A 21,139-nucleotide genomic window follows, 5' to 3' on the forward strand; every position below is an offset into this window, starting at 1 on the left:
CTTTACTCCAGTTCTGTCAATTTCTTTATTACCACATCAGCGCCTGCTGCTGTCAGGAGTTTCTCCTCATTTTTTCTAGCCACGCCTATTACCAAACCGAAGTTTCCTTTTTTCCCTGCTTCTACGCCCGCGACGGCATCCTCTATCACCACGGCATCAGGGGCATCCACCCCCAGCATGTTGCTGGCTTCTAGAAATATATCGGGCGCAGGCTTGCCCTTCAACTGCTTCTCCTCCGACAGCACCCCGTCCACCAGCGCATCAAACATATCGAGCAAGCCCGCAGACTCCATGATACGGCGACAGTTGCGGCTAGAGGAGATGACGGCCAGTTTCAGCCCCGCCTCCTTCCATTTCTTTAACATCTCCAGCGTGTCAGGATATACCTGCGCCCCCTCCTTATCGAGCGAATCCAGGAAAAGCTCGTTCTTCTGCATCCCCAGCCCGTACACCGTCTCTTTCCCGGGCGCATCGTCTGGTTGCCCCTCCGGCAGCACGATATGGCGCGACTCCAGGAAACTGCGGACGCCATCGAAACGCGGCTTTCCGTCGATATATAGTTTGTAATCCTGCTCGATGCTGAGGGACTCGTACGCTTCCCCGTCCTGCTTCTCGAGAAAGGTATCGAACATCTCTTTCCAAGCTTCGGCATGCAAACTGGCGGTTTGGGTAATTACGCCGTCCATGTCTAAGATGACTGTCCTGAAATGATGGTTGTGGATTGGAGACATGTTTTCATAGTTTGGTTATAGATGATTGGCTGGTGAAGGACAAAATTGGTATCCATTCACCTCAACTCCATGCCATCAACTCAAGGATTTGGAAAATTGTCATCTCGAACGCTGTGAGAAATCCATCTGAGAGTTTAAGAAAGTTTTCTCACTGCGTTCGACGAGACAGCTATAGGTTTCCAGGTATATCCTTAATCAACAGCATTGCCACAAGAGTACGAACTGCAAGCTTGCACCAGCGATAGTATATCTATCGGCCTTTCCGCCTGTGCAGACGAAATCCTTTGCCGCCACCTGTCCGCTTTCTGCTAGGCAACGGCGCTTCACCTCCTCCCATCAGAAACTAGGCCTGGCTTTCAGTAGTAGCTGCGGCAAAGGCAGTAGCTATTACCGAAAATTTTTCCTGGTCAAACACACCCTTTGGTACGTTACAGGGGATGGTCTCAGGCTACCTGATGCTGTTCGAGAACGCTTCCCTCGCTTCAGGTCTGATGTTGAACCCTTTCCTGCTTTGCCTTATTTCACTGCTTTTGATTTTATACGTATCCACCTTTATTTCTCTAGCTATGCTTTATATTATATGTACAGGGGAAGCCGAAATAAAGATTTAGACTGAGAGCCAGACTATCCATTAGCTGTTATTTGTGCAACTTTATACTGATTCTGATATCAGTTGCTTTCATCTGCCATTCGTTCAGAAAACAGCTGTTGAGTAGCTTATTTAGGTTGCACAGGAAAAAGCGTCTGAAGTCCCCGTGGCTTTTGAGTGGCGATATACTGCAGATGTTCTTCGTTGAAATAGTGGAACTGCAACAGTTTACTGCGGGATTCCTTAGGCAGTCATATTTTGTTGGTATAACCATTCCTCATATTAGCAAGGCGTCAGGTAACCTAGTGCAGAATGCCTCCTTTAAGCGGTTGGCCATTGACCTCTCCTATGCGAGAGGTTCGGTCAAAGAAGTAGCCGACGAGCTGGACATCGATCCCGGCCGGCTGAGCAAATGGCGTCAGAAAGAGAGTTCACCCGTGCGATCCACGGAAGGTCTGACAGACGAGCAAAGGAAGAGAACACTCTTGCTGCACCGGATGACCAGGCCCTGCACAAGCGCATCCGAGAGCTGGAGACCGAGCGGGATATTTTAAAATCAGTATAGTGCCTATGAAAGATAAATTGAATGTTGCAGACTGGCTTTCTGTCAGCAGAATAATACTTATACCGTTTCTGTTGGTCTTTATTGCGATGGAGAAAAACAGCGTGGTCGGCTGGCTTGTGCTGCTGGGCTTCCTGACCGACGCGCTCGATGGATTCCTTGCAAGAAAGTTGAATAAGACCAGCAAGAGAGGAACAAAGCTCGACTCAATCGGGGACATGCTGCTCATAGCGAGTGCCCTGCTGGGGCTGTTCTGGCTATATACTGATTTTGTGGTGGAGCATGCCTGGCCAGCGCTCACGGCCATCGGCCTGTTCCTCCTACAGTTTATACTGTCCCGCATCCGCTATGGCAAATCGAGCAGTTTCCACACATACATGGCTAAGATAACGGCTGTGGCACTCGCCCTTATGCTGGTCTCCTCTTTCTTCTTCGGTATTGTTCCCTGGCTGTACTACCTGGCCTTTATAGCCGCGATCGTGGAGGCGGTAGAGGAAATCATGCTTGTTTTCGTGCTTGAGAAACAGCGGGAGAATGTGAAAGGACTATACTGGGTGCTAAAAGAAGGCAAAGAGTAGGTTGGGAAAATAGTATCCAGTGAGACTGTTACAGTTTTGGCCTGGACGCAACAGTACGTGCCGGTGCCGCTGTGTTCTAAAGTCGGTAAGTGGGTCGCCGATTCAGCAGCAAGCTCTGGTTAGAAGACAAATGCCAGAAGTCAGGCAATTTGTCTAACAGACTCGAGACTGCCAGATGATGCTCTAATGCTATTGGCGCTTCCCTTCCTTTACCCCACTAATTTACATGCTTTGAACATGGCTAATCAGCCGTTGTCATTATAAATACACGCCAAGCCAACACCCCAAGAGTAACGATCAAGGCGGCCGTCGTTAGAGTTCCCGTTTTACCCATACCAATCAGATGATGTTTCGTTTATAGGGTAACGTTCCGTCCTTAAAATGGTTGGCTGGGCTGCCGTACCGCCAGGCGTAAGTCCCTGTTTAAAGTGAGGGGAAAAGCGCAGTTATCATCCCTTATAATCATTCGTGATCCTGCACATGGGCCATTAACAAGTGAACGGAGTATACACGCACCAAGAAAAGGAATCCGGAACATGGAGAGCCCTAAACCGTATCCAAACGGTGTAAGCCTGCCGCAGGCAACGTTCAATTGTTTTTCATGGAGAGAATATTCTTTGGGGGCTGGGAGAGCGTTACCCGAACTATGATTATCGGCGTATTGGCCTATGCCAGTCTGGTTATCCAACTCCGGATCGCCGGTAAGCGGACACTCTCGCAGATGAATACTTTTGATTTTATTGTCTCCGTAGCGCTGAGATCCAGCCTGGCCTCTGCGCCTCTGACCAAGGATGGGACGGGTTGCTGGCGTTTGCGGTGCTGATCTCTCTGCAGTATGCTATTGCCTGGCTCTCGGTGAGGTTCGATAGGTTCAGCGGTTTGGCCAAGGCCACGCCTTCCCTGCTGTTCTATCAGGGGCAGTTCCTGTGGAGCGCCAGAAAGCCGAGCGTATCACCAAAGCCGAGATACTGGGTGTCTTACGAGATAAAGGGGTAAGTACGATGGAGGAGGTGGAAGCCTTTATACTGGGAAGAAAGGGAAAATGACCGTCATCCGCAAGGCCAAGGACGAGGAGCGGAATCTGTGCTGCAGGACATAAAAAAGCCTCCGCTGCCATTATAGCCCGATCAAGGTGCTTCAACGCCAGGCGCATAAAACTTAGGCAATTAGCATATGCTGCACTTCTAACCATACTCTGAACAGCACCTTAATCTGTGGAGCTTTCTGACGCAGGTGCTTTTTGAGCTGATTGGTTGATATAATCGAAAAACAGTCCAGCCGCTATGGCATACACGCCATGCTCCAAGACATCCAGGGCTATCTGCTTTGGCGACCATTTGTTGATCGGCTCTGAGGCATTTGCCGCCGGAAGCATCACCAGGGCTGTTGACCAGACGGCCCCGAAATGCGCGGCTGTCGCCGGCCACCCTGTCACTCCTGCGATGGAGAGCAGCCCTCGGGCTACCCCCCAGGAGGTACCGTACTGCCAATGCATCATTTGGGAGAAATGTTTAGTATGCTCCTCTTTCACCTGCTCATTGCTTTTGTCTGCAGGCGCTGGCTCACCGCTTTGTTCTGCTGCTTCCTCTTTGTTGCTGGGAGTGACACCTAGCACCTGCCCGGCCACTTTGCTCGGGGCTTGGCTTTGCTCTCGTTTGGTGAGCTGCATCTCTATCATCTGGGCGGCTGTAATGGCTGCCGTGCCCACCAAGCCTGCCAGTATTCCCTTGCCGATGGCATCTCCAAGAATAGCTAATGAGTCCTGCGTTTTGTCCTTTGCCATATCGCGTGTCTAATATTCATGAATAAAAATCTATACGGCATCAACCGAGGGTAAGGTTCTGCCTTCATATTGGACCTGATGAATCCCCGGAAATCAAAATGGCAATCCTTCCACAGGCGCGTGTTTTTGGTTGGCATTTCCTGCTTTCTGCTGTTCTTTCCGGAAAAGTATCGGTTCTCGCTTGCCAAACTCTCGTATCAGTAGATCTATTACAGGACGCACACTTGATATGGAGTTAGAGCTTTTTCAAAAATTTGGTATCTCACTCGGTCTAGGCCTGTTGGTGGGGCTGCAGCGGCAGCACCGAGGATCACAGCTGGCAGGTATTCGGACCTTTCCGCTCATCACCCTGCTGGGCTCACTCTCAGCCCTTCTGGCTACAGCCTATGGCAGCTGGATCGTTGCAGCGGCTTTTATCGGTGTCGCCGGGATGGCGGTGGCTGGCAACCTGATGCATCCCAAATGTGAGAGCATGGATGTCGGGCAGACGACCGAAACAACCATGCTGCTGATGTTCGCTCTCGGGGCCTATGTCATGGATGGCAACGGCAAAATAGCCGTGGCGGTGGGAGCCACGGTGGCCGTGCTGCTGCACCTGAAGGGCACCCTGCACCGCTTTGTGGACCGGATCGGCGAGAAAGAGATTCGCGCCATTATGCAGTTTGCCGTTATCTCTATGGTTGTTCTGCCCATACTGCCGGACGAGACCTTCGGGCCCTTTGATGTGCTCAACCCGCGGAACATCTGGCTCATGGTGGTGCTGATCGTGGGAATCGGCCTGCTGGGGTACTTTGCCTATAAGGCCTTCGGGGGAAAGGCCGGCACGGTGCTGAGTGGCATCCTCGGGGGACTTATCTCCAGCACGGCCACCACCGTCAGCTACGCCCGCCGCTCCAAAGGCGGGGCAGGTAACACCATGCTGGCCGCGCTCGTTATTTTTATCGCCTCCACGGTGGCTTTGGTGAGAATAGTGGTGGAGGTTGCCCTCCTGGCCCCCGGCACAGTGCCGCAGGTGCTTCCTCCCTTTGGGGCTTTGTTCGTGCTCATGCTCGCCGTAGCAGGCGTGGCATACTTCTTCAACAGGAAGGGCAGGGACCGAATGCCGGAGCAGGGAAACCCGGCCCAGCTTAAAACGGCACTGGTTTTCGGTTTGGTCTATGCCGTCGTGACCTTGGCCACCGCAGCCGCCAAAGAGTATCTGGGCAGAGAGGGGCTTTATATTGTTGGGGTAATTTCCGGTCTGGCGGATGTGGATGCCATCACGCTCTCTACCGCCCGCCTTATGAACACCGGCCAGGTTGACGTAGGCAACGGCTGGCGCGTAATACTGGTGGCGACGCTCTCCAACCTGGTGTTCAAGGCTGCCTTGGCTGGGATTATCGGAAACCGCAGTCTGTTCGGGCGGGTCGCTATGCTTTTCGGGATAGTGCTGGCGGGCGGGCTGCTGGTGCTGTGGTGGTGGCCGGAGGACCTGAGGCTGTTTCAGGGGCTTATGCCTGATAAAGCAAATAAATAACGGTTTCCGTCAGTTTGCGGTTAGGAAAAGAGTAAGTTTTAATTAGGCAAGAACACTACAAAAGTATTCCTTTTACAGACTTCTCTATACTCTAAGTTTGACATTTAGTAATGTCTGATAAATCAGTTATCTGTTTGAAACGAGGGGTCAGCACTATCATGCTGACCCCTCGTTTCTATTGTATCTCCTTATATACGGAAACGCTTAAAGGAGGTAGTTGTAGTTCTTCCTCATTCTGAGCCTGCTTAGGTAGTAGATTAACTTTCTCTTTACTGTTTTCCAAACAAGCACTTTCTTTGGAACCTAGCACTTTTTCCCACCTTGTAGCCAGGTTTGGCAAAGCATGCGTTAAGGTTTTTTCGGAAAGATTGAAGAGGCAAAAGATGTGTTGCTGTCCATCGCTGCTTTGCCGATGAAGCACAAAGCCATCCTGGCCCAGTGGGTCTACCCTGACACTAGACTTACCATAATTCTGGAGCACAGGTTCGGAGCGGCGCAGCCGGATGAGCTCCTTGTACCACTGTAGCATAATACGGTGCTTGCCTTCTGTTCTCTTATGCCATTGTAGCTTTGAGCTATGAAAAGTTTCCTCTGCCTGCGGGTCAGGTGGTTCCTCGTCCCAGTGAAAGGCTGCGAACTCCTCTTTCCTGCCTTGCTGCACGGCCTTGACCAGCTCCTTATCCGAGTGGCTGGTGAAATAGTAAAAAGGAGCGTCCTTGGCATATTCATCACCCATAAAAAGCATAGGTACATAGGGTGACAGCATAACGGCCGCAGCCCCCAGCTTAAGCCGCTCGAAACCCACCAGGGAGGACAGCCTCCGGCTCCCGACATGGTTGCCCACCTGGTCGTGGTTTTGGGTGAAGACCACAAACCTGTCGCCCGGCACACCCGCCGAGGTGGCGCCGTGTTTCCTTTTGCGGAACTCGACATACTCTCCGCTGTGCACAAAGCCATCTGTGTAGGCTTTTGCCAGCTGCTCCATCTGCCCGAAGTCCACGTAGTATTTTTGACCCTCCGGATAAAGCAGCACATACAGGCAATGATGAAAGTCGTCCAGCCACTGGGCCGTAAAGCCGTAACCGCCTACCTCCGGTGTCTTCACGACTTTGGGGCTGTTCAAGTCGCTCTCCGCTATCAAGTACAGCGGACGGCCAAGCCTTTGCTCCAGTTCCTCTTTTTTTGCCATGAGCAAGCTCCCAGAAGGAGACGGCCCCGGTGTCATAGACGGTGTGTATGGCGTCCAGCCGTAATCTGTCCAAATGATAATGCTCGAACCAGTGGAGCGGGTTGTTTGAGAAGTACTCCCGCACGCCGTCCGACCAAGCACCGTCGAAGTTCAAAGCGTAGCCCCAGGGGGTACAGTAACGGTCTGTGAAGTAGGGGCCATACTTGCCGAGATAATTTCCCTCAGGCCCAAGGTGGTTGTATACAACATCTAGAAACACTGCGATCCCACGAGCGTGACAGGCATCCACCAGCTTCTTCAGTCCCTCAGGTCCTCCATAAGATGCCTGCACGGCATAGGGGTAGACGCCGTCATAGCCCCAGTTCCTGCTCCCTGGGAACTGAACTGGGACACAGGCAATAGTTCGATGGCGTTAATACCTGTCTCCGCGATGTTATCCAGCAGAGGAATAACGGCCTCGAACATGCCCTCCCGCGTGAAGGTACCCACATGAAGCTCATACAGCACGAGGTCCTTAAAAGGAAGGCCCCGCCAACTGCTGTACTGCCAGGCATAGGCGCTATGGTCCACTACCTGCGATGGCCCGTGTACATCATTTGGCTGGTAATGGGAGGCCGGATCAGGATAGCTTTTTCCCCGTCCGGCATAAAGAAGTACTTCGTTTCGGGCTGTACATCCTGAAGTTCAGCAGTAAAGTAGCCGTATTTATCTTTTTGCATCTCTACCTTTAGCTCCACTGGATGAACTAGGTGTAACACTATAGATTCTTCTCGGGGGCCCAAACCGTAAAAATAATTTCAACCCGTTTCCACGGGATCTTAGACTATGCGGTGGGGCTGCTGCTGTTGAGCTCGCCCTGGCTGCTGGGCTTCAGTGAAGTAGAGGCGGCCATTGGGGCAGCCGTGGTCGCAGGTGCCGTGGTGCTGATGCAAGCAGTCGTGACGGACTTTGAAGCCGATATCATCAAGAAGATGCCGGTGGGCACGCACCTGTTGATGGACCTTGTTCTTGGTATCGCGCTGGCGGTATCACCGTGGCTATTCGGCTTTGCTGGAGAAGCATACCTGCCGCATCTGATCCTCGCGGCCTGTACTTGGTCCTGGCTTCGCTTACGACCCGGTGCGTGCCCAGCTTCTCTTACCCGACAGCACATCCCCAAAACGGTAACGTGAGCTAAACTTGTTACAAGCTGGCAGGGCAGTGGGAATCCTATAAAAACCAGAGTGCCCCTTGCTTTATTGGGAACAAGGGGCGCTCTGAATTGGCTGTCGGCTAAATAAGGCAGGTAGCGCCGGATACAGGAGCCGGTGCGTAGTCTTCAAATCTCTTAGGTAATAAGAACTTACAGCGGCCCATGCTGGCAGCTATTACGGAAATCCTTAACACACGTATTTAAATCTAATATATGGGCGAGTTTGAATCTAATATATGGGCGAGCTTTGGTACAAAGATGCTGTGTTCTACGCTGTGGATGTGGAGAGTTTCCAGGACGGAAACGGGGATGGCGTGGGGGACTTTAAGGGTTTGACGAGCAGGTTAGATTACCTGTCTGACCTAGGCGTGGACTGCCTTTGGCTTCTCCCTTTCTATACCACCCCCAACCGCGACAACGGCTATGATGTGAAGGACTACTACTCCGTCGACAGTCGCCTGGGCAACCTGCGCAACTTTTCTGACTTTGTAGCCGCAGCCAGAGAAAGAAAAATCCGCATCCTGATCGATTTGGTCACTCACCATACTTCCGATGAGCACCCCTGGTTTCAGGCAGGCAGCGCAGACCCTACTTCCAAATTCCATAGTTTTTATGTATGGCGCGAGGAAAAGCCCGCACAGGAAACAGAGAATATCTTCCCGGGGGAAGAAAACAGCATATGGACCTACGAGAAAAGAGCCGGGGCCTACTACCACCACAAGTTTTACAATTTTGAACCTGACCTGAATGCCGCCAACCCCGAGGTACAGGAGGAGATTAAATCCATCATAGAATTCTGGTTGTCGTTTGGCATCGACGGATTCCGGGTGGATGCGGCCACTCACCTGCTATCCGGCAAAGGCAAGGAAGGCAAAAGTATAAAACGTCCGGCTCAGTTTCTGAAAAGCCTTCGGAAGGCGGCCACCAAGAAAAGCGGTGCAACTATGCTGCTGGCGGAGGCTGATGTGCCAGCTGAGCAGATTGGCTTCTACTACGGCAAGGGTGACCGCTTTAATCTGCTCTTCAACTTCCTGCTGGACAACTACATGTTTCTGGCGCTTGCCCGCGAGGAAGCAAAGCCAGTCGCAGACTTCCTGCAAGTGTCCCTCCCCCCGAGCCGCTGCCAATGGGTAAACTTTCTGCGCAACCTCGATGAGCTTGACCTGGAGCGCCTCTCGGAAGAGGAGAGACAGGATGTGTTTAGAAAATTCGCACCTAAAGAACACATGCGCATCTTCAACCGGGGCATCAGGAGGCGCATGGCCCCTATGCTGCATGGCAACAGGAAATACCTGGAGATGGCCTATAGCATGCTTTTTACGATGCCCGGCTGACCGGTACTGGTGTATGGTGATGAGATAGGCATGGGCGATGACCTAAACCTGCCAGGCCGTATCAGCGTGCGCACCCCCATGCAGTGGACCAGCGATACGAACGGGGGTTTCTCGGAAGCCCCTCAGGAGCAGCTTGTCAGGCAACTTATCACCAGTGGCCCGTATAGTGTCAAGAAAGTGAATGCGGAGGCGCAGCAACATGACCAAAATTCGCTACTGAACTGGATGAAGCGCCTCATCCTGATGCGGAGGCACTGCCTCGAAGTAGGCTGGGGCGCACCAAGAGTGATAAAGGCAGACCAGCCGCATGTACTAGTCCACTCCTATGCCTGGAAAGAAAACGTGCTCGTCTTCGCGCACAACCTCTCCGCTAAACCCTGTAGGTTCACCATCAGCTCACGCAGGTTCCACCCCAGCCAGTTCGTGGACATCTTCTCCGACAGAGACTATGAACTTACTGGGGAAGGCACCGTACAACTGGAACTGGAAGCTTATGGGTACAGATGGTTCAGGGTAAACCAGCTAAAGACGAAGCAGTAATGTCGCCAGCAAACTACCATGAATCGGACAAATTTATGATCAACTTGATAAGCTATGAAACAGGAACAACAGCACCTTTGGTGGCAGAGTGGCATCATCTATCAGGTATACCCCCGCTCCTTCCAAGACTCTGACGGCGATGGCGTGGGCGACCTGCGCGGCATCATACAGCGTCTCGACTACCTAAAGTGGCTGAGCATCACAGCGGTCTGAGTCTCTCCCATTTACCCTTCGCCCATGGCCGATTTCGGCTACGACATCTCCGACTACTGCGGTATTCACCCCCTCTTCGGCACGATGGACGATTTTGACCAGCTGCTCGAGGAAGTGCACAGGCGGGATATGAAGCTTATACTTGACCTAGTGCCAAACCATACTTCCGACGATCACCCTTGGTTTGTAGAGGCCCGCTCCTCCCGCAACAGCCCCAAGCGCGACTGGTACATCTGGGAAAACTCTAAGGAGGATGGCTCAGAGCCCAATAACTGGCTCAGTATTTTTGGGGGCAGCGCCTGGGAGTGGGACGGGCACACACAGCAATATTATTACCACGCTTTCCACAAAAAGCAGCCCGACCTGAACTGGCGAAACCCTGAGGTGCAGCAGGCTATGCTGGAGGTGTGATACGCTTCTGGCTCAATAGAGGTGTGGATGGCTTTCGGGTGGACGTGATGTGGCACATGATAAAAGACAAGCAGCTGCGCGATAACTCGCCAAACCCAGACTATAACCCGCTAGAACTGCCCTACCGCAGCCTTCTCCCCACCTACTCCACCGACCAGCCCGAGGTGCACGAGATTGTGTCCAAAATGCGGGAGGTGACAGACAGGTATGAGGAGCGCGTGCTAATTGGTGAGATATACCTGCCTATCCACCGCCTGGTGGCCTACTATGGGCAGGATAATAAGGGCGCGCACCTGCCCTTCAACTTTCAACTGTTAACGCTGCCTTGGGATGCACAACAGATAGCCGCCGCTATAGCTGAGTATGAAGGCGCTCTGCCACCGGAGGGCTGGCCCAACTGGGTGCTGAGTAACCACGATAAGCCGCGCATCGTGAGCCGTACCGGGAAGTCACAGGCCCGGGTGGCGGCCATGCTGCTGCTCACCCTTCGTGGCACACCTACCCTGTACTATGGCGATGAGCTGGGCATGCGCGACGTGCCAATACCACCTGAGGAAGTACAGGACCCGCAGGGCCTCAACATGCCAGACATGCACCTTAGCCGCGATCCCGCCCGCACTCCCATGCAGTGGGACAATAGCAAGCATGCGGGCTTCACCAGCGGAAAGCCATGGCTCAGGCTCCCGGAGAATTACCGCAAAGTCAATGTGCAAGCGCAGCAACAGGATCCATATTCCATGCTGTCCTTCTATAGAAGGCTGTTACAGCTGCGCAGGCAGGAAGCGGCCCTGCGTGTGGGTATGTTCGCTCCGGTTTATTCAGACTCACAGCTATTCGCCTATACCAGGCAGTCCGAAGGCCATACTTTCCTGATCGTGCTGAACCTGAGCCACAGGCCAGCCTACTTCAAAGCCGAGCATGATACCTTTAGGGGAACCATTGTCATCAGCACTTACCTGGAACGTGAAGGCACAGCTGTAAGCGGCACTATTTTGCTGAGTGGGGATGAAGGCATTGTGGTGCGGCTGGAGTGAAATTTACTTAGCCAGGCAACAATCATTTAGCTGGCAACTCCTCCTGCCGTGCACCAATTATCACCAGGCATCAAGAGCAGGTATAAAACCCTATGCTCTAACATTTTGAGACTTACGCCGTTTCAAAAGAAACATGACACGAGAAAAGAAGAAAAGCTATGGCACAAACACAGACATTGCAGGTATCAAGCTTTGCGTTCGATAAAAATGCTCCTATCCCGCCAAACTATACTTGTGACGGCGATAACATCAACCCTCCGCTGAGAATAGGCGACATACCGGAAAACGCGGAAAGCTTGGTAATCATTTTGGAGGACCCGGATGCCCCAAAGGGCACCTTTACCCATTGGATGGTATGGGGCATGCCCCCGAGGCCCAACATCGAAGAAAACAGCGAGCCGGACGGCGTAACAGGCCCGAACGGTTTTGGAGAGAACAAGTATATGGGTCCCTGCCCACCCTCTGGAGAAGAGCACCGGTATTTTTTCAAGGTACACGCCCTCGACTCTAAGGCGAACCTGGATCCCGGCAGCACGAGGGAGGCGCTGGAGGCATTCCTTGGCGAGAAAACCATTGCCTATGGAGAATTAATGGGCACCTACAAAAAATCCTGAACCTGAGTTTAAACATGCGCCCCTGCCAGAGAGAGCATCTTATCGGCAGGGGCAGATAATGGTAAAACAGGAGCTGTCACTTCCAGGCTTCTTCCTTGCCCTCTTCATAGTGAGAGAATGCAGTAATCAGGCCGCCTAAAACCTCTGCAGAGGTCTCGAAAAGCGCTTTTGCCTTTGGCTCCTCCAGCCGACCGATGTCCTTGCGAAGATGATCCACTATCTCTTGCATTCCAGACCGTACATTCTGAACGTGCGCCTTAGGGTCTGACGTTTGTAAATCTTTCATATTTGTAAAAATTTAGAGGTTCATTTGTGTATACTGCCATTTGCATGAGGCTGTTACCAAGTCTGGTGGCGCTGTGTATTAAATTTGAGATACCTCCTCTCATACTCTGATTATTGGCTTTCCCCTGCTCAAAGAAAGGTTAAAACTTCAGGGCCTGCACGATATCCCGAACCAATTTAACTACCATCGGTAAAAAGAATAATGATACGCTAAACCATAAAGCTATGAGAACAACGAAAGAGGAAATGATAGAGCGCCAGCTCAGGGGAAGAGACATTACGGATGCTAAAGTGCTTGAGGCCATGCGGGAAGAAGACCGCTCGTTGTTTGTGCCGGACGACATGCTGGAGCATACTTACGAGGACCGGGCGCTGCCTATTGGCAGAGAGCAGACCATCAGCCAGCCTTATATTGTGGCCTATATGGCACAGGCACTGAGGCTGGGGCCGGAAGATGTGGTAATGGAAGTAGGAACAGGCTGCGGCTACAATGCGGCTGTTATGTCCCGCATCGTAAAGCATGTATACAGTGTCGAGGTGATACAATGGCTGGCTGACCTGGCGAAGGAAAACCTGAGAAAGGCCCGAATAGAAAACGTAACCACCCGCCACGGAGACGGTTTCGGGGGCTGGCCCGAAGAGGCTCCTTTCGATGCCATCATACTTACGGCCGCTCCGCCTGCCATACCAGAGCCACTTAAACAGCAGCTAAAAATAGGCGGCAGGTTACTTGCACCTGTCGGCAATGTGATGCAAAGCCTGGTGCTGCTGCAACGGACAGGCGCGGATTTTTTTGAAGAGAGAAAGCTCCTGCCCGTAAAGTTTGTCCCCATGACCGGAGAGGCCCAAAAGCGATTCTAAACCGGACACAGCAGACAAAATGATGCAGGAAGGCAACAGCGAAAATCTGGAAAAGGCCCGGAAGCTAATGGATGATTTTGCCCGTAGAACCGGCCTGACAGGCAGTGGAGGCGATGCAGCACAGCGCTACCTATGGACGGATGCCTTTGCCGTGCAAACCTGTTTTGGGCTGGCGCACGCCCTCGATGAAGACAGCTACAGAAAGCTTGCACTTAGGCTCATCGGTGCAGTACACGAGCACCTGGGCAAATACCGGCAGGATGACATTCGGAAAGGCTGGATAAGCGGTTTACCTGAAGCGGAAGGACAACAGCACCCCACGGCAGGCGGCTTGCGCATCGGCAAAAGGCTGCCAGAGCGAGAAGCTGATGAACCTTCTAACGAGCAGCTGGAGTGGGAGCGTGACGGCCAGTACTTCCATTACATCACCCGTTGGATAAATGCCCTGCTGCAAGCCCGGCAGGAAGCGGGTCAGCAACGTTACGCCGACTGGGCCGCCGAGCTGATACAGGCAGGCGGAAAGTTTATAGACAAGAGCGGTGGCCGGATGAGGATGTACTGGAAAATGAGTATAGATTTATCCCGGCCGCTGGTGCCAAGCATGGGTGCCCACGACCCGATGGAAGGTTTGATATGCGCCGAAAGCGCACGGGAAGCCGCACCAGACAAAGCATCAGAACTGGAGCCACTTATTAGCGATTTCAAGAAACTCTGTACCGGCCGCGACTGGTCAACTACCGATACGCTCGGCATTGGCGGGCTATTGCTTAACACACTGCGTGCGGCAGAACTGGCTTCTGCGCAAGGCACACTACCTGAGGAGATAAGACCTGAAAAGCTTTTGGCCGACAGCCTCTACGGCCTGAAGGTATATGCACGCATGCACGAGGCAAACCGGCCTGCCCGTCAGCGGCTGGCCTTCCGGGAGTGCGGTTTGTCGCTTGGCCTGCGTGCCCTCTCCGGCATGAAAGAGCAGGTAACAGCCTTAGACCTCGGCGAACTGGACAGATTTATACCTTTGGCCGATGCTATAGAAGATTTCTGGAGTAACCCTGCAAACCAGCAAGCCCCCACCTGGACTGAGCATCTGGACATCAACGCCGTATCGCTTGCGGCAAGTATGGTTGCCGGCCATTATCCTCACGCTTTCTGCGCCATCCGGAATACTCAGTAAGCTCTGTTCTGGACTCAGTTTTAAATACCAAAAGGAAAAGTTTCCGGCGCTAAATGGCCACTTGGCTGCATTCGCAAAGGATGCAGCGCACGGGTCTTGTCTATGTACAGGAAGGCATCATAGCGGGAGGAAAGTTTGGTCGGAACATAGTTGCCTCTCTCCCACTCCAGATTATACACCACGCCAATGGCCCTGTGCCCCAGCCAACCGCTGAAATGCTCCTTTAAAGCAGGCTTCTCGTCAAATAGCAGGAGTTTGTTTTCCGATGACACTGCATGCAGCATCTCTTCCACGCTGTTCTCTATGACCTACGGCACCTCCATTTCCTGCATGGTGGCTCCCCAGGCCCTGCCGGCTATCACAGAACCTTCATAAGAGCCAAACCCTACCAGCACCACACCATCTTGCTCATGCTGCTCCCGCACCAGTTGGCCTACGTTCATGTTGCCCCGGTCTGCCATGTTTGTATAGCGGGCATCGCCAATGTGGGTGTTGTGCTCCCAAACAATTACCTTCGCATCCGGCCCGTGGAAGTTCATCAGAGAGTTCAGCGTTTCCACCATGTGCAGGTCCCGCACGTTCCAGGAGTTACCCCCAAAGGATGCCATGGTTCTGTAGTATTTCTCGCCGTTTGCCGCCACCAGCGCATTCATCTCCGCGTTCAGCCTTGCCTCCGGGTCATGGTCATAGCTTGGGGCTTTTTGCCGTACTTCGTGCAGAAGCTTCACCACCGCATCTTTGCAGCTTGGCTTCATCATGCTCAGCGCAGAGGCATAAGTCTCTTCCTCGCCATAAGGCTCAAAGCAGTCGATGGCCTTTTTGGCGATTCAGCCGCTTTCGGGTCTTCCTTTTCCAGGTACTCCACAATAAGCTCCATAGACTCCCAGAGGCTATACACATCCAGCCCATAAAAGCCGATTTTCCTACCGAAGCCAAGTTTGCTGTTATACTTCCGTAGCCACTCCGCCAAGGCCGCAATTTCCCAGTTGGCCCACATCCAGGTAGGCCAGCGGTCGAACTGGTGCAGCACGTCGGTAATGGTTCCGCTGGCATCGGCGTAGCCTTTTATCCAGCGGTTTATACTATAGCAGTTTGGCCAGTCGCCTTCTACGGCAATAAAGTTAAAGCCCTTCTCCTCTATCAGTCTCCTAGATATTTCGGCCCGCCATGTATAGTATTCATGCGTGCCGTGGGAGGCTTCCCCAAGCAGAACATACTTCGCATCGCCGATTCTTTCCAGCAGCGGGTCCAGGTCTTTCGTGTTTTGCAGGGGGTGAAAATCTTTGCTTGTTAATGAGTCTGAAGAAGCTTCAGCCATAATACCTTCGTTTTAAGTGTAAGATGAAGCACAGCGCCAGTAAGGCTCTTTTGAATGGATATCAACCCAAGGCAGCTGCTACTCGCCCCCTTCCGCCTGCACTGGAAATAGCGCCTGTACCTCCTTCGGCATTTGGGTGGCAATATGCTGCAACTGGCCTTCTGTGAGGTAGCGGGTACCGAGCGAGGAGAGAACCATGGAAATCAGATCCTCTGTATGCTGGCCCCAATCAAACTGCTGCTCGCCGAGCTGTGCCTGCTCCTGCTTCACGGCATCCTTAAACTCTTCGAGTGTCTGGAGCTGCAGCGGCTTTTCTGTATATTCCCAATGCTCCACGTATACTCCCTTCAGGAACATAGGCAGCTGCGAGAGCATATGAAACGACTCACTTATCACAATGTGGTCGCGCAGGGTATGCAGTACGGCCCGCAGCAGAATATAGGTCTGCCCCACCGCCTCTGGGTGCCCCAGGTCATTGGCGAGTTGCCTGATGTACTCATTTGCCTCTTGGGCGAATTTCTCAAAGTTTGCCATAGCTTATTTCGTTTAGCGAGATGAACAGAAATGTAAATCAATGGTTTATGCGTTTTAAACGCACTAAAGCCGAACAGGTTTACTCCAAACAAAACAGCACAGCAACGTATGAGTAAAGCAAGTATAAGCCATGGCTTTAGTGCCCATTTAAAGGCTTAAATAAACAGTTTCTTTACCCTCTAAGTAAAGCCTATGTCTAGAAGAGAAGAAATTGAAAGACGGAAAGACTTACCGGATGCACCTAAAGGCTGGGATAGGTTTAAGTGGTACGGCCCCGGACTGCTCTGGATGGTGGCCGCTGTAGGCTCGGGTTCCGTGCTGTTCACCCCCCGTATCGGGGCCAGATATGGTTACGAGTTCCTGTGGATGGCGCTGATTTTCATTTTCCTTATGTGGGTGATGATTCGGGAGGTGGGGCGGTATAATGTCGTGACCGGCAAAACCATTTTTGAGGGCTACCGTGACATCTCGGGCAAATCGAACTGGTCACTATACTTCATACTTGTACCGCAGATCCTGGCGGCTGTAGTCACGATTGCAGGTATAGCGGCACTGGCAGGAAGCGCCATGATGATCGTTTTGCCCTGGCAGTATGAGGCGTATGCGGCGACCATCATCGTCCTGTGCCTGATAATAGTTCTGACGGGCACCTACAAAACCTTTGAGCGCATCATGTCCATCATGGCCGGTGTCCTGGTGTTCATCGTCGTTGTTACTGCCTTCAGGGTTTTGCCGGATAGCGGGGAGCTGGGGCAAGGCATTGTACCAGCCATCCCTGAGAATATAGATATTGAGTTTGTGCTCCCGTGGGTTGGGTTTATACTTGCCGGGGCCTCCGGTATCATGTGGTTCTCATATTGGGTGTCGGCAAGGAAGTATGGCGGTGAGCTTACCCGTGAGGAGGAGGTCAACAAGTTTTCTGAAGAAGAGGAGCAGGAGGATATCCAACAAAGCGAGGAAGTGTATGCACAGCAGAAAAGCTGGATCAAAACTCTGACGGTTACCTCTGCCATAGGCGTTGTGGGTGGTGGCATAGTGCTGCTCTCGTTTCTGGTGCTGGGTGCCGAGCTGCTGCGCCCGCAGGGGCTGATCCCGGAGGGCATTGATGTGGCCAAAGACCTGACGCGGCTGCTGTCGCAGGTGTGGGGCGAAATCGGGAAGTGGGTATTTGTTACCGGCATCATGATCGCTCTGCTCGGCACCATCCTCTCAAACCAGGACGGCTACGGGCGCATGTTTGCCGACGGCACCGTTATTCTACTGATGCCACTCCTGAAAAAGAAAGAGCTGGTAAACCCTGGCCTGCCGGATACCGCTGAGGACAAGGCAAAGCCACGGGATGGGCTGGACGGCAGGAAGAAAAAAATCACCTCATTCCTCCTCGATAAAAAGAAGCTGCGGGTAATCTATGCTATCGTACTCGGTGCTGCTTTGCCTCTTGTCGCTTTTTTCATCGTGCGGGACCCGGTAGAGATTTTATCAATTGCCGGCACGGTGGCTGCCGTACATACGCCCGTGGTGGTGTTTCTGACGCTCCACTTAAACCGCAACCGCTTACCAAAGCCGCTCCGGCCCGGCGGGTTTGTCACTGTCGCCATGTGGCTGTCCGGCATTGCCTACGGTGCCTTTGCCGTTTACCACTTTGCCACGCTTAGCCAATAGTAGCAACCACCCTACAGCTGAGTTTGCTCAGTTATGCCTTCTCCTTATCCGGCAGCTCTTTCACCGGCATAATGATAAACTCCTGTACGCGCCAGTCCAGCTTCTCCACCTCCCGGGTAGCCTCCTCTATCAACTGTGTTAGGTTCTCTTCCCGGTTGGCGATCACGAAGCCCTCACCCAGGTAGATGTGCCCCTCCTCGCGCAGGCGTATAGAAAAGTCCCTGATCCAACCCTGCCTGGACAGCACTCCTTTTACCTCCTCTATCAGCGGATCTGTTTTCTGGTTGTTTACTGTCTTTGGGACCTGGTCCATCAGGTCGAAAACCGCCTGCTTTAGGTTGGTATAGCCATCATGCACGATGTCTGCGGAGATGATAAGTGCAGCCACAGCGTCTGCCCACCACCAGCCCATACCAATCCCCAGCACCCCGAAGATAGCGGCGGAGGCCGTCATCCAGTCCGCTTTGTTCATTTTGGCATCGGTGTAGAGGTTCTTCTCATGCAGTTTCCTGGCGAGCGGCAGTTTCATTCTTCCCAAAATCATGGCCGGGAAAGTGCCCCACAGCAGGGCCGCAATCATCAGGTAACCTAGCCATACCTGGTGCCCGAAAATTACCACCGTGCCGATCGTGGCGTGCTCCGCCATTACCAGTGTCATGATGGCATCGATTACAAGAAAACCGCCCACAGAAAACAGCGCCAGCGCACTGCACAGATAGGCAATACTGATGGCACGGTGGTATCCGTATGGAAATTCCTTGTTGGGGGGCTTCATAAAAATTTTGGAGGCGACATGGAAGGAGATGGCCGGTGTGAGACTCAGCAGGTCCTCGAACCAAGCCGTTTTCATGGCCTGCGAGTTCCCCATGGTTAGGTATATTACAACCGCTGTTGAGACAAGGTAGGCGATGGTTATCCACTCCAGGCGCTTGGCCTTCTCAAAAACAGGCTTAAGCTCCTCGGGGTACTCAAAGTCATTTATCTGCTTCATAGCTGCACACGCTTTCTGATTTGTTGCTCCTGCCCGTGCAGGAACCTCTCCAGGTGAACGATGAAGGCGTTCTCCCCCCTGATTACCGCCATCACGTGCTTCTTCTTATGCTGCTCCACGAATGGCCTGGTCAGCCCCACTTTCTTTTTCCAGGGTGTGTCTTTGGTGATGCCTGCTATCACCAGGTGGAGCCTTCTTTTCTCCAGGTCCTCCAGCAGATTCTGTTCCGTGCCGTTTCTCCACTCCACTCTGGCATTAAGTCTCTTTGCAAAGAATTTTACAAGCTCGGGCTCTATCCCTGCCGGAACACTATCTGTTTTCGTTACCCAAGGCGGGTTTTCGGAGTAACCCACCAACAGTGTTCCGTTTGTTACTTTTTCCAAGGTGTTATCTGGGTCTTTTGGGTAATTATCGCACCTATAGAGGCAGAGTGAAACAAAGAAGAGAAGAGTAAGACGTTTCATAAATATAGGGCTAAGGGAAGTATAGCGGCAGGTTCTTGCTAACAGGGCAGCTAGCAGGCTGCACCCCTGAGTTTAAACTCATACTTGCTATACTTCTATAGTATAAACTTGTCTGTTGCTTTGTTAGGATGCGTGCTTATACGGTTGTATAAGTGCATAGTTAGCGGATTGGAGTAACCTATGTCGTGCAGCGTGGAAGGCGGATCGCTCCGTAGCTTTCGCTAAGCACCAAGAATATCATCTATCATCCTTGCCTTCTTTCAGCACCCAGTATAGTCCTTTCACATTCTCCCGCTGTTTCTCAAGCACGAAAACAAGCATGATTTCCTCTACCGCCTCCACGATCGCGGCTATAAAGGCCAGGTAGTACAGCCAGGGAACAATACCGAAGAAGAAAGAGGAGACCAGCATAAGGGCGAGTGCCACAGCCGTTATCTTAGCCATGTATGTGTGGAAACTGCTCGATTTGCCATAGCGGATGCGGGACAGTATAAACTGTAGGAGGAACAGGCCGATGGCCGTGAGCGCTGGCCAGGCATGCTCCACCACAAAATCAGTATATAGCCAGAACAGCCCCAGCAGGGCACTCGCTATGAGCAGCATGTCCCCGATTGAGTCGAGCTTTGTTCCTCTCTTGCTGGTCTTATTCAACTTTCTTGCAAGGAATCCATCGAGCGCGTCGGTCAGGAAGCCCAGCAGCACAAGCCAGCCGACCACGCTGTTTTTCTCCATCGCAATAAAGACCAACAGAAACGGTATAAGTATTATTCTGCTGACAGAAAGCCAGTCTGCAACATTCAATTTATCTTTCATAGGCACTCTCGTCCGTATTGATAGTAGGACAGTACGGAAAACAGTACCGCCAGGTAAAGATCGAGATCAAAGAGAGATTTGCAGCAGGGTATACTGTCTCCCTCACTTAATGAAGCCCAATAGTTAAGCAAGAACCTCTATAGGTTAGTTGTTTCTACAGCTCAGCATACCACTGGCACACGGGTTCATGCTATTCACCCTTAAATGAAGACCATTCCTATCCTCCCACTTTCCTCAGCGTACACAACCATAACCAACGCACATTATTCAAACCAATGCAGCAGATATGACGGACTTGAATCTTATTCTCAAAAAGGCCAATCAGTTCATGAACGAGGTTGCCCGGGAGCTGGGAAACCCAGAAGACAGAGGGCACGCCGAGCGTGTCACCATGGCCGTGTTCCATACGCTGCGCGATGTGATCACTCCCGAAGAGTCCATGCACCTGATCTCGCAGCTGCCGTTCTACCTGAAAGCCGCTTACGCTGAGAATTGGAGGGTATCGCGGGAGCCAAAGCGCATCCGCTCCATGGAGGAGTTCCTGGAGGACCTAAGAGAGCACAGCAATCGCACGGCAGCCCGCGACTTCGGAAACGATGAAACGGCACGGCAAAAGACAGAGGCCGTCTTCCGGGTGGTTAGAAGGTATGTGAGTGAGGGGGAGATAGCCCACGTGAAGGTCCAGTTGCCGCCACCGCTTCTTGAGCTGTGGGAAAGTTAATTAACTGTATATCTGATAATAAAGTATAGC

22 protein-coding genes and 2 pseudogenes are annotated in these 21,139 nt (G+C 52.4%); 13 read left to right on the top strand and 11 right to left on the bottom strand.

All coding sequences use genetic code 11. The features are described from left to right. Nucleotides 1-2 precede the first annotated feature (2 nt). A complete protein-coding gene (locus PKOR_RS22630; protein WP_046313679.1) occupies nt 3-731 on the bottom strand; it encodes an HAD family hydrolase in 729 nt (242 codons plus the stop codon). A 1,001-nt stretch (nt 732-1,732) separates the two neighbouring features. Between PKOR_RS22630 and PKOR_RS25145 the strand changes: the two genes are divergently transcribed. Both PKOR_RS25145 and PKOR_RS22640 read left to right on the top strand, forming a co-directional pair. Next, a complete protein-coding gene (locus PKOR_RS25145; RefSeq protein WP_158453819.1) occupies nt 1,733-1,885 on the top strand; it encodes a hypothetical protein in 153 nt (50 codons plus the stop codon). A 5-nt stretch (nt 1,886-1,890) separates the two neighbouring features. Further along, nucleotides 1,891-2,460: a CDP-alcohol phosphatidyltransferase family protein gene (locus PKOR_RS22640; RefSeq protein WP_046313681.1), complete on the top strand. Its 570-nt coding sequence runs from the start codon at nt 1,891-1,893 to the stop codon at nt 2,458-2,460. 1,207 nt (nt 2,461-3,667) lie between these two features. Here PKOR_RS22640 and PKOR_RS22650 read toward each other — a convergent pair. Further along, nucleotides 3,668-4,243: a hypothetical protein gene (locus PKOR_RS22650; protein ID WP_046313683.1), complete on the bottom strand. Its 576-nt coding sequence runs from the start codon at nt 4,241-4,243 to the stop codon at nt 3,668-3,670. Nucleotides 4,244-4,472: 229 nt separating this feature from the next. On the opposite strand from PKOR_RS22650, the gene PKOR_RS22655 reads away from it, so the two are divergent. Next, on the top strand, nt 4,473-5,759 hold the full coding sequence (locus tag PKOR_RS22655; protein WP_046313685.1) for an MgtC/SapB family protein: 1,287 nt from the start codon (nt 4,473-4,475) through the stop codon (nt 5,757-5,759). Between the two features lie 785 nt (nt 5,760-6,544). On the opposite strand, the gene PKOR_RS25735 is transcribed toward PKOR_RS22655, so the two are convergent. Genes PKOR_RS25735 through PKOR_RS25745 form a run of 3 tightly spaced genes read right to left on the bottom strand, consistent with a single transcriptional unit; the run spans nt 6,545 to nt 7,667 of the window. Further along, nucleotides 6,545-7,279, bottom strand: coding sequence for an alpha-amylase family glycosyl hydrolase (locus PKOR_RS25735; protein WP_235336997.1), 735 nt, complete (start codon nt 7,277-7,279; stop codon nt 6,545-6,547). Then, nucleotides 7,246-7,518: a hypothetical protein gene (locus PKOR_RS25740; RefSeq protein ID WP_052739045.1), complete on the bottom strand. Its 273-nt coding sequence runs from the start codon at nt 7,516-7,518 to the stop codon at nt 7,246-7,248. The genes PKOR_RS25735 and PKOR_RS25740 overlap by 34 nt, the downstream gene beginning before the upstream one ends. Beyond that, nucleotides 7,518-7,667 (bottom strand): early set domain-containing protein, encoded by a 150-nt coding sequence (locus PKOR_RS25745; RefSeq protein WP_235336999.1) that lies wholly within the window; start codon nt 7,665-7,667, stop codon nt 7,518-7,520. The genes PKOR_RS25740 and PKOR_RS25745 overlap by 1 nt, the downstream gene beginning before the upstream one ends. Nucleotides 7,668-7,778: 111 nt before the next feature. Between PKOR_RS25745 and PKOR_RS22665 the strand changes: the two genes are divergently transcribed. From PKOR_RS22665 to PKOR_RS22680, 6 genes and pseudogenes are all read left to right on the top strand, one after another. Further along, nucleotides 7,779-8,120 (top strand): SPW repeat domain-containing protein, encoded by a 342-nt coding sequence (locus tag PKOR_RS22665; RefSeq protein WP_052739046.1) that lies wholly within the window; start codon nt 7,779-7,781, stop codon nt 8,118-8,120. 256 nt (nt 8,121-8,376) lie between these two features. Further along, entirely contained in the window at nt 8,377-9,474 is a 1,098-nt protein-coding gene (locus PKOR_RS22670) for an alpha-amylase family glycosyl hydrolase (RefSeq protein ID WP_200897401.1), read from the top strand. Nucleotides 9,475-9,483: 9 nt separating this feature from the next. Further along, nucleotides 9,484-10,014: an alpha-glucosidase C-terminal domain-containing protein gene (locus PKOR_RS25380; protein ID WP_462938325.1), complete on the top strand. Its 531-nt coding sequence runs from the start codon at nt 9,484-9,486 to the stop codon at nt 10,012-10,014. Between the two features lie 54 nt (nt 10,015-10,068). Beyond that, nucleotides 10,069-10,638: pseudogene (locus PKOR_RS25905) on the top strand (alpha-amylase family glycosyl hydrolase). Continuing rightward, the gene (locus PKOR_RS25910; protein ID WP_262501842.1) at nt 10,635-11,672 is read left to right on the top strand and encodes an alpha-amylase family glycosyl hydrolase; all 1,038 of its coding nucleotides are present in this window, start codon (nt 10,635-10,637) and stop codon (nt 11,670-11,672) included. The pseudogene PKOR_RS25905 and the gene PKOR_RS25910 overlap by 4 nt, the downstream one beginning before the upstream one ends. A 158-nt stretch (nt 11,673-11,830) precedes the next feature. Then, nucleotides 11,831-12,286 (top strand): YbhB/YbcL family Raf kinase inhibitor-like protein, encoded by a 456-nt coding sequence (locus PKOR_RS22680; protein ID WP_052739047.1) that lies wholly within the window; start codon nt 11,831-11,833, stop codon nt 12,284-12,286. A 76-nt stretch (nt 12,287-12,362) separates the two neighbouring features. Here the strand turns inward: PKOR_RS22680 and PKOR_RS22685 are convergent, their stop codons facing one another. Next, nucleotides 12,363-12,572 carry a hypothetical protein gene (locus tag PKOR_RS22685; protein WP_046313687.1) on the bottom strand — a complete coding sequence of 70 codons (210 nt, stop codon included), beginning with the start codon at nt 12,570-12,572 and terminating at the stop codon, nt 12,363-12,365. Between the two features lie 224 nt (nt 12,573-12,796). Between PKOR_RS22685 and PKOR_RS22690 the strand changes: the two genes are divergently transcribed. Beyond that, nucleotides 12,797-13,432: a protein-L-isoaspartate(D-aspartate) O-methyltransferase gene (locus PKOR_RS22690; RefSeq protein WP_071843183.1), complete on the top strand. Its 636-nt coding sequence runs from the start codon at nt 12,797-12,799 to the stop codon at nt 13,430-13,432. Nucleotides 13,433-13,451: 19 nt separating this feature from the next. Continuing rightward, nucleotides 13,452-14,606 carry a hypothetical protein gene (locus tag PKOR_RS22695; protein ID WP_052739048.1) on the top strand — a complete coding sequence of 385 codons (1,155 nt, stop codon included), beginning with the start codon at nt 13,452-13,454 and terminating at the stop codon, nt 14,604-14,606. Nucleotides 14,607-14,626: 20 nt separating this feature from the next. Here PKOR_RS22695 and PKOR_RS26160 read toward each other — a convergent pair. Together PKOR_RS26160 and PKOR_RS22705 are read right to left on the bottom strand one after the other, a co-directional pair. Continuing rightward, nucleotides 14,627-15,924: pseudogene (locus PKOR_RS26160) on the bottom strand (erythromycin esterase family protein). 78 nt (nt 15,925-16,002) lie between these two features. After that, on the bottom strand, nt 16,003-16,458 hold the full coding sequence (locus PKOR_RS22705; RefSeq protein ID WP_046313688.1) for a DUF2267 domain-containing protein: 456 nt from the start codon (nt 16,456-16,458) through the stop codon (nt 16,003-16,005). A 192-nt stretch (nt 16,459-16,650) separates the two neighbouring features. Between PKOR_RS22705 and PKOR_RS22710 the strand changes: the two genes are divergently transcribed. Continuing rightward, nucleotides 16,651-18,120, top strand: coding sequence for an Nramp family divalent metal transporter (locus PKOR_RS22710; RefSeq protein ID WP_046313690.1), 1,470 nt, complete (start codon nt 16,651-16,653; stop codon nt 18,118-18,120). Nucleotides 18,121-18,151: 31 nt separating this feature from the next. Here PKOR_RS22710 and PKOR_RS22715 read toward each other — a convergent pair whose 3' ends face one another. The 3 genes from PKOR_RS22715 to PKOR_RS22725 form a co-directional block, all read right to left on the bottom strand. Next, nucleotides 18,152-19,111, bottom strand: a complete 960-nt coding sequence (locus PKOR_RS22715) for a cation diffusion facilitator family transporter (protein WP_046313692.1) — start codon at nt 19,109-19,111, stop codon at nt 18,152-18,154. Continuing rightward, nucleotides 19,108-19,575: a transporter substrate-binding domain-containing protein gene (locus tag PKOR_RS22720; RefSeq protein WP_046313694.1), complete on the bottom strand. Its 468-nt coding sequence runs from the start codon at nt 19,573-19,575 to the stop codon at nt 19,108-19,110. The genes PKOR_RS22715 and PKOR_RS22720 overlap by 4 nt, the downstream gene beginning before the upstream one ends. Before the next feature lie 237 nt (nt 19,576-19,812). Beyond that, nucleotides 19,813-20,388, bottom strand: coding sequence for a CDP-alcohol phosphatidyltransferase family protein (locus PKOR_RS22725; RefSeq protein ID WP_046313696.1), 576 nt, complete (start codon nt 20,386-20,388; stop codon nt 19,813-19,815). 286 nt (nt 20,389-20,674) lie between these two features. On the opposite strand from PKOR_RS22725, the gene PKOR_RS22730 reads away from it, so the two are divergent. Next, nucleotides 20,675-21,109: a DUF2267 domain-containing protein gene (locus PKOR_RS22730; protein ID WP_046313698.1), complete on the top strand. Its 435-nt coding sequence runs from the start codon at nt 20,675-20,677 to the stop codon at nt 21,107-21,109. Nucleotides 21,110-21,139: the final 30 nt, after the last annotated feature.

Origin of the sequence: Pontibacter korlensis, from assembly GCF_000973725.1 — a bacterium.
In the GTDB taxonomy this organism is placed as follows: Bacteria; Bacteroidota; Bacteroidia; order Cytophagales; family Hymenobacteraceae; genus Pontibacter; species Pontibacter korlensis.

Coding starts and splice junctions, on each gene's coding strand:
- PKOR_RS22630 (WP_046313679.1), bottom strand. CDS start 731: ATGTCTCCAATCCACAACCATCATTTCAGGACAGTCATCTTAGACATG.
- PKOR_RS25145 (WP_158453819.1), top strand. CDS start 1,733: ATGGCGTCAGAAAGAGAGTTCACCCGTGCGATCCACGGAAGGTCTGAC.
- PKOR_RS22640 (WP_046313681.1), top strand. CDS start 1,891: ATGAAAGATAAATTGAATGTTGCAGACTGGCTTTCTGTCAGCAGAATA.
- PKOR_RS22650 (WP_046313683.1), bottom strand. CDS start 4,243: ATGGCAAAGGACAAAACGCAGGACTCATTAGCTATTCTTGGAGATGCC.
- PKOR_RS22655 (WP_046313685.1), top strand. CDS start 4,473: ATGGAGTTAGAGCTTTTTCAAAAATTTGGTATCTCACTCGGTCTAGGC.
- PKOR_RS25745 (WP_235336999.1), bottom strand. CDS start 7,667: ATGCAAAAAGATAAATACGGCTACTTTACTGCTGAACTTCAGGATGTA.
- PKOR_RS22670 (WP_200897401.1), top strand. CDS start 8,377: ATGGGCGAGCTTTGGTACAAAGATGCTGTGTTCTACGCTGTGGATGTG.
- PKOR_RS22680 (WP_052739047.1), top strand. CDS start 11,831: ATGGCACAAACACAGACATTGCAGGTATCAAGCTTTGCGTTCGATAAA.
- PKOR_RS22685 (WP_046313687.1), bottom strand. CDS start 12,572: ATGAAAGATTTACAAACGTCAGACCCTAAGGCGCACGTTCAGAATGTA.
- PKOR_RS22690 (WP_071843183.1), top strand. CDS start 12,797: ATGAGAACAACGAAAGAGGAAATGATAGAGCGCCAGCTCAGGGGAAGA.
- PKOR_RS22695 (WP_052739048.1), top strand. CDS start 13,452: ATGATGCAGGAAGGCAACAGCGAAAATCTGGAAAAGGCCCGGAAGCTA.
- PKOR_RS22705 (WP_046313688.1), bottom strand. CDS start 16,458: ATGGCAAACTTTGAGAAATTCGCCCAAGAGGCAAATGAGTACATCAGG.
- PKOR_RS22710 (WP_046313690.1), top strand. CDS start 16,651: ATGTCTAGAAGAGAAGAAATTGAAAGACGGAAAGACTTACCGGATGCA.
- PKOR_RS22715 (WP_046313692.1), bottom strand. CDS start 19,111: ATGAAGCAGATAAATGACTTTGAGTACCCCGAGGAGCTTAAGCCTGTT.
- PKOR_RS22720 (WP_046313694.1), bottom strand. CDS start 19,575: ATGAAACGTCTTACTCTTCTCTTCTTTGTTTCACTCTGCCTCTATAGG.
- PKOR_RS22725 (WP_046313696.1), bottom strand. CDS start 20,388: ATGAAAGATAAATTGAATGTTGCAGACTGGCTTTCTGTCAGCAGAATA.
- PKOR_RS22730 (WP_046313698.1), top strand. CDS start 20,675: ATGACGGACTTGAATCTTATTCTCAAAAAGGCCAATCAGTTCATGAAC.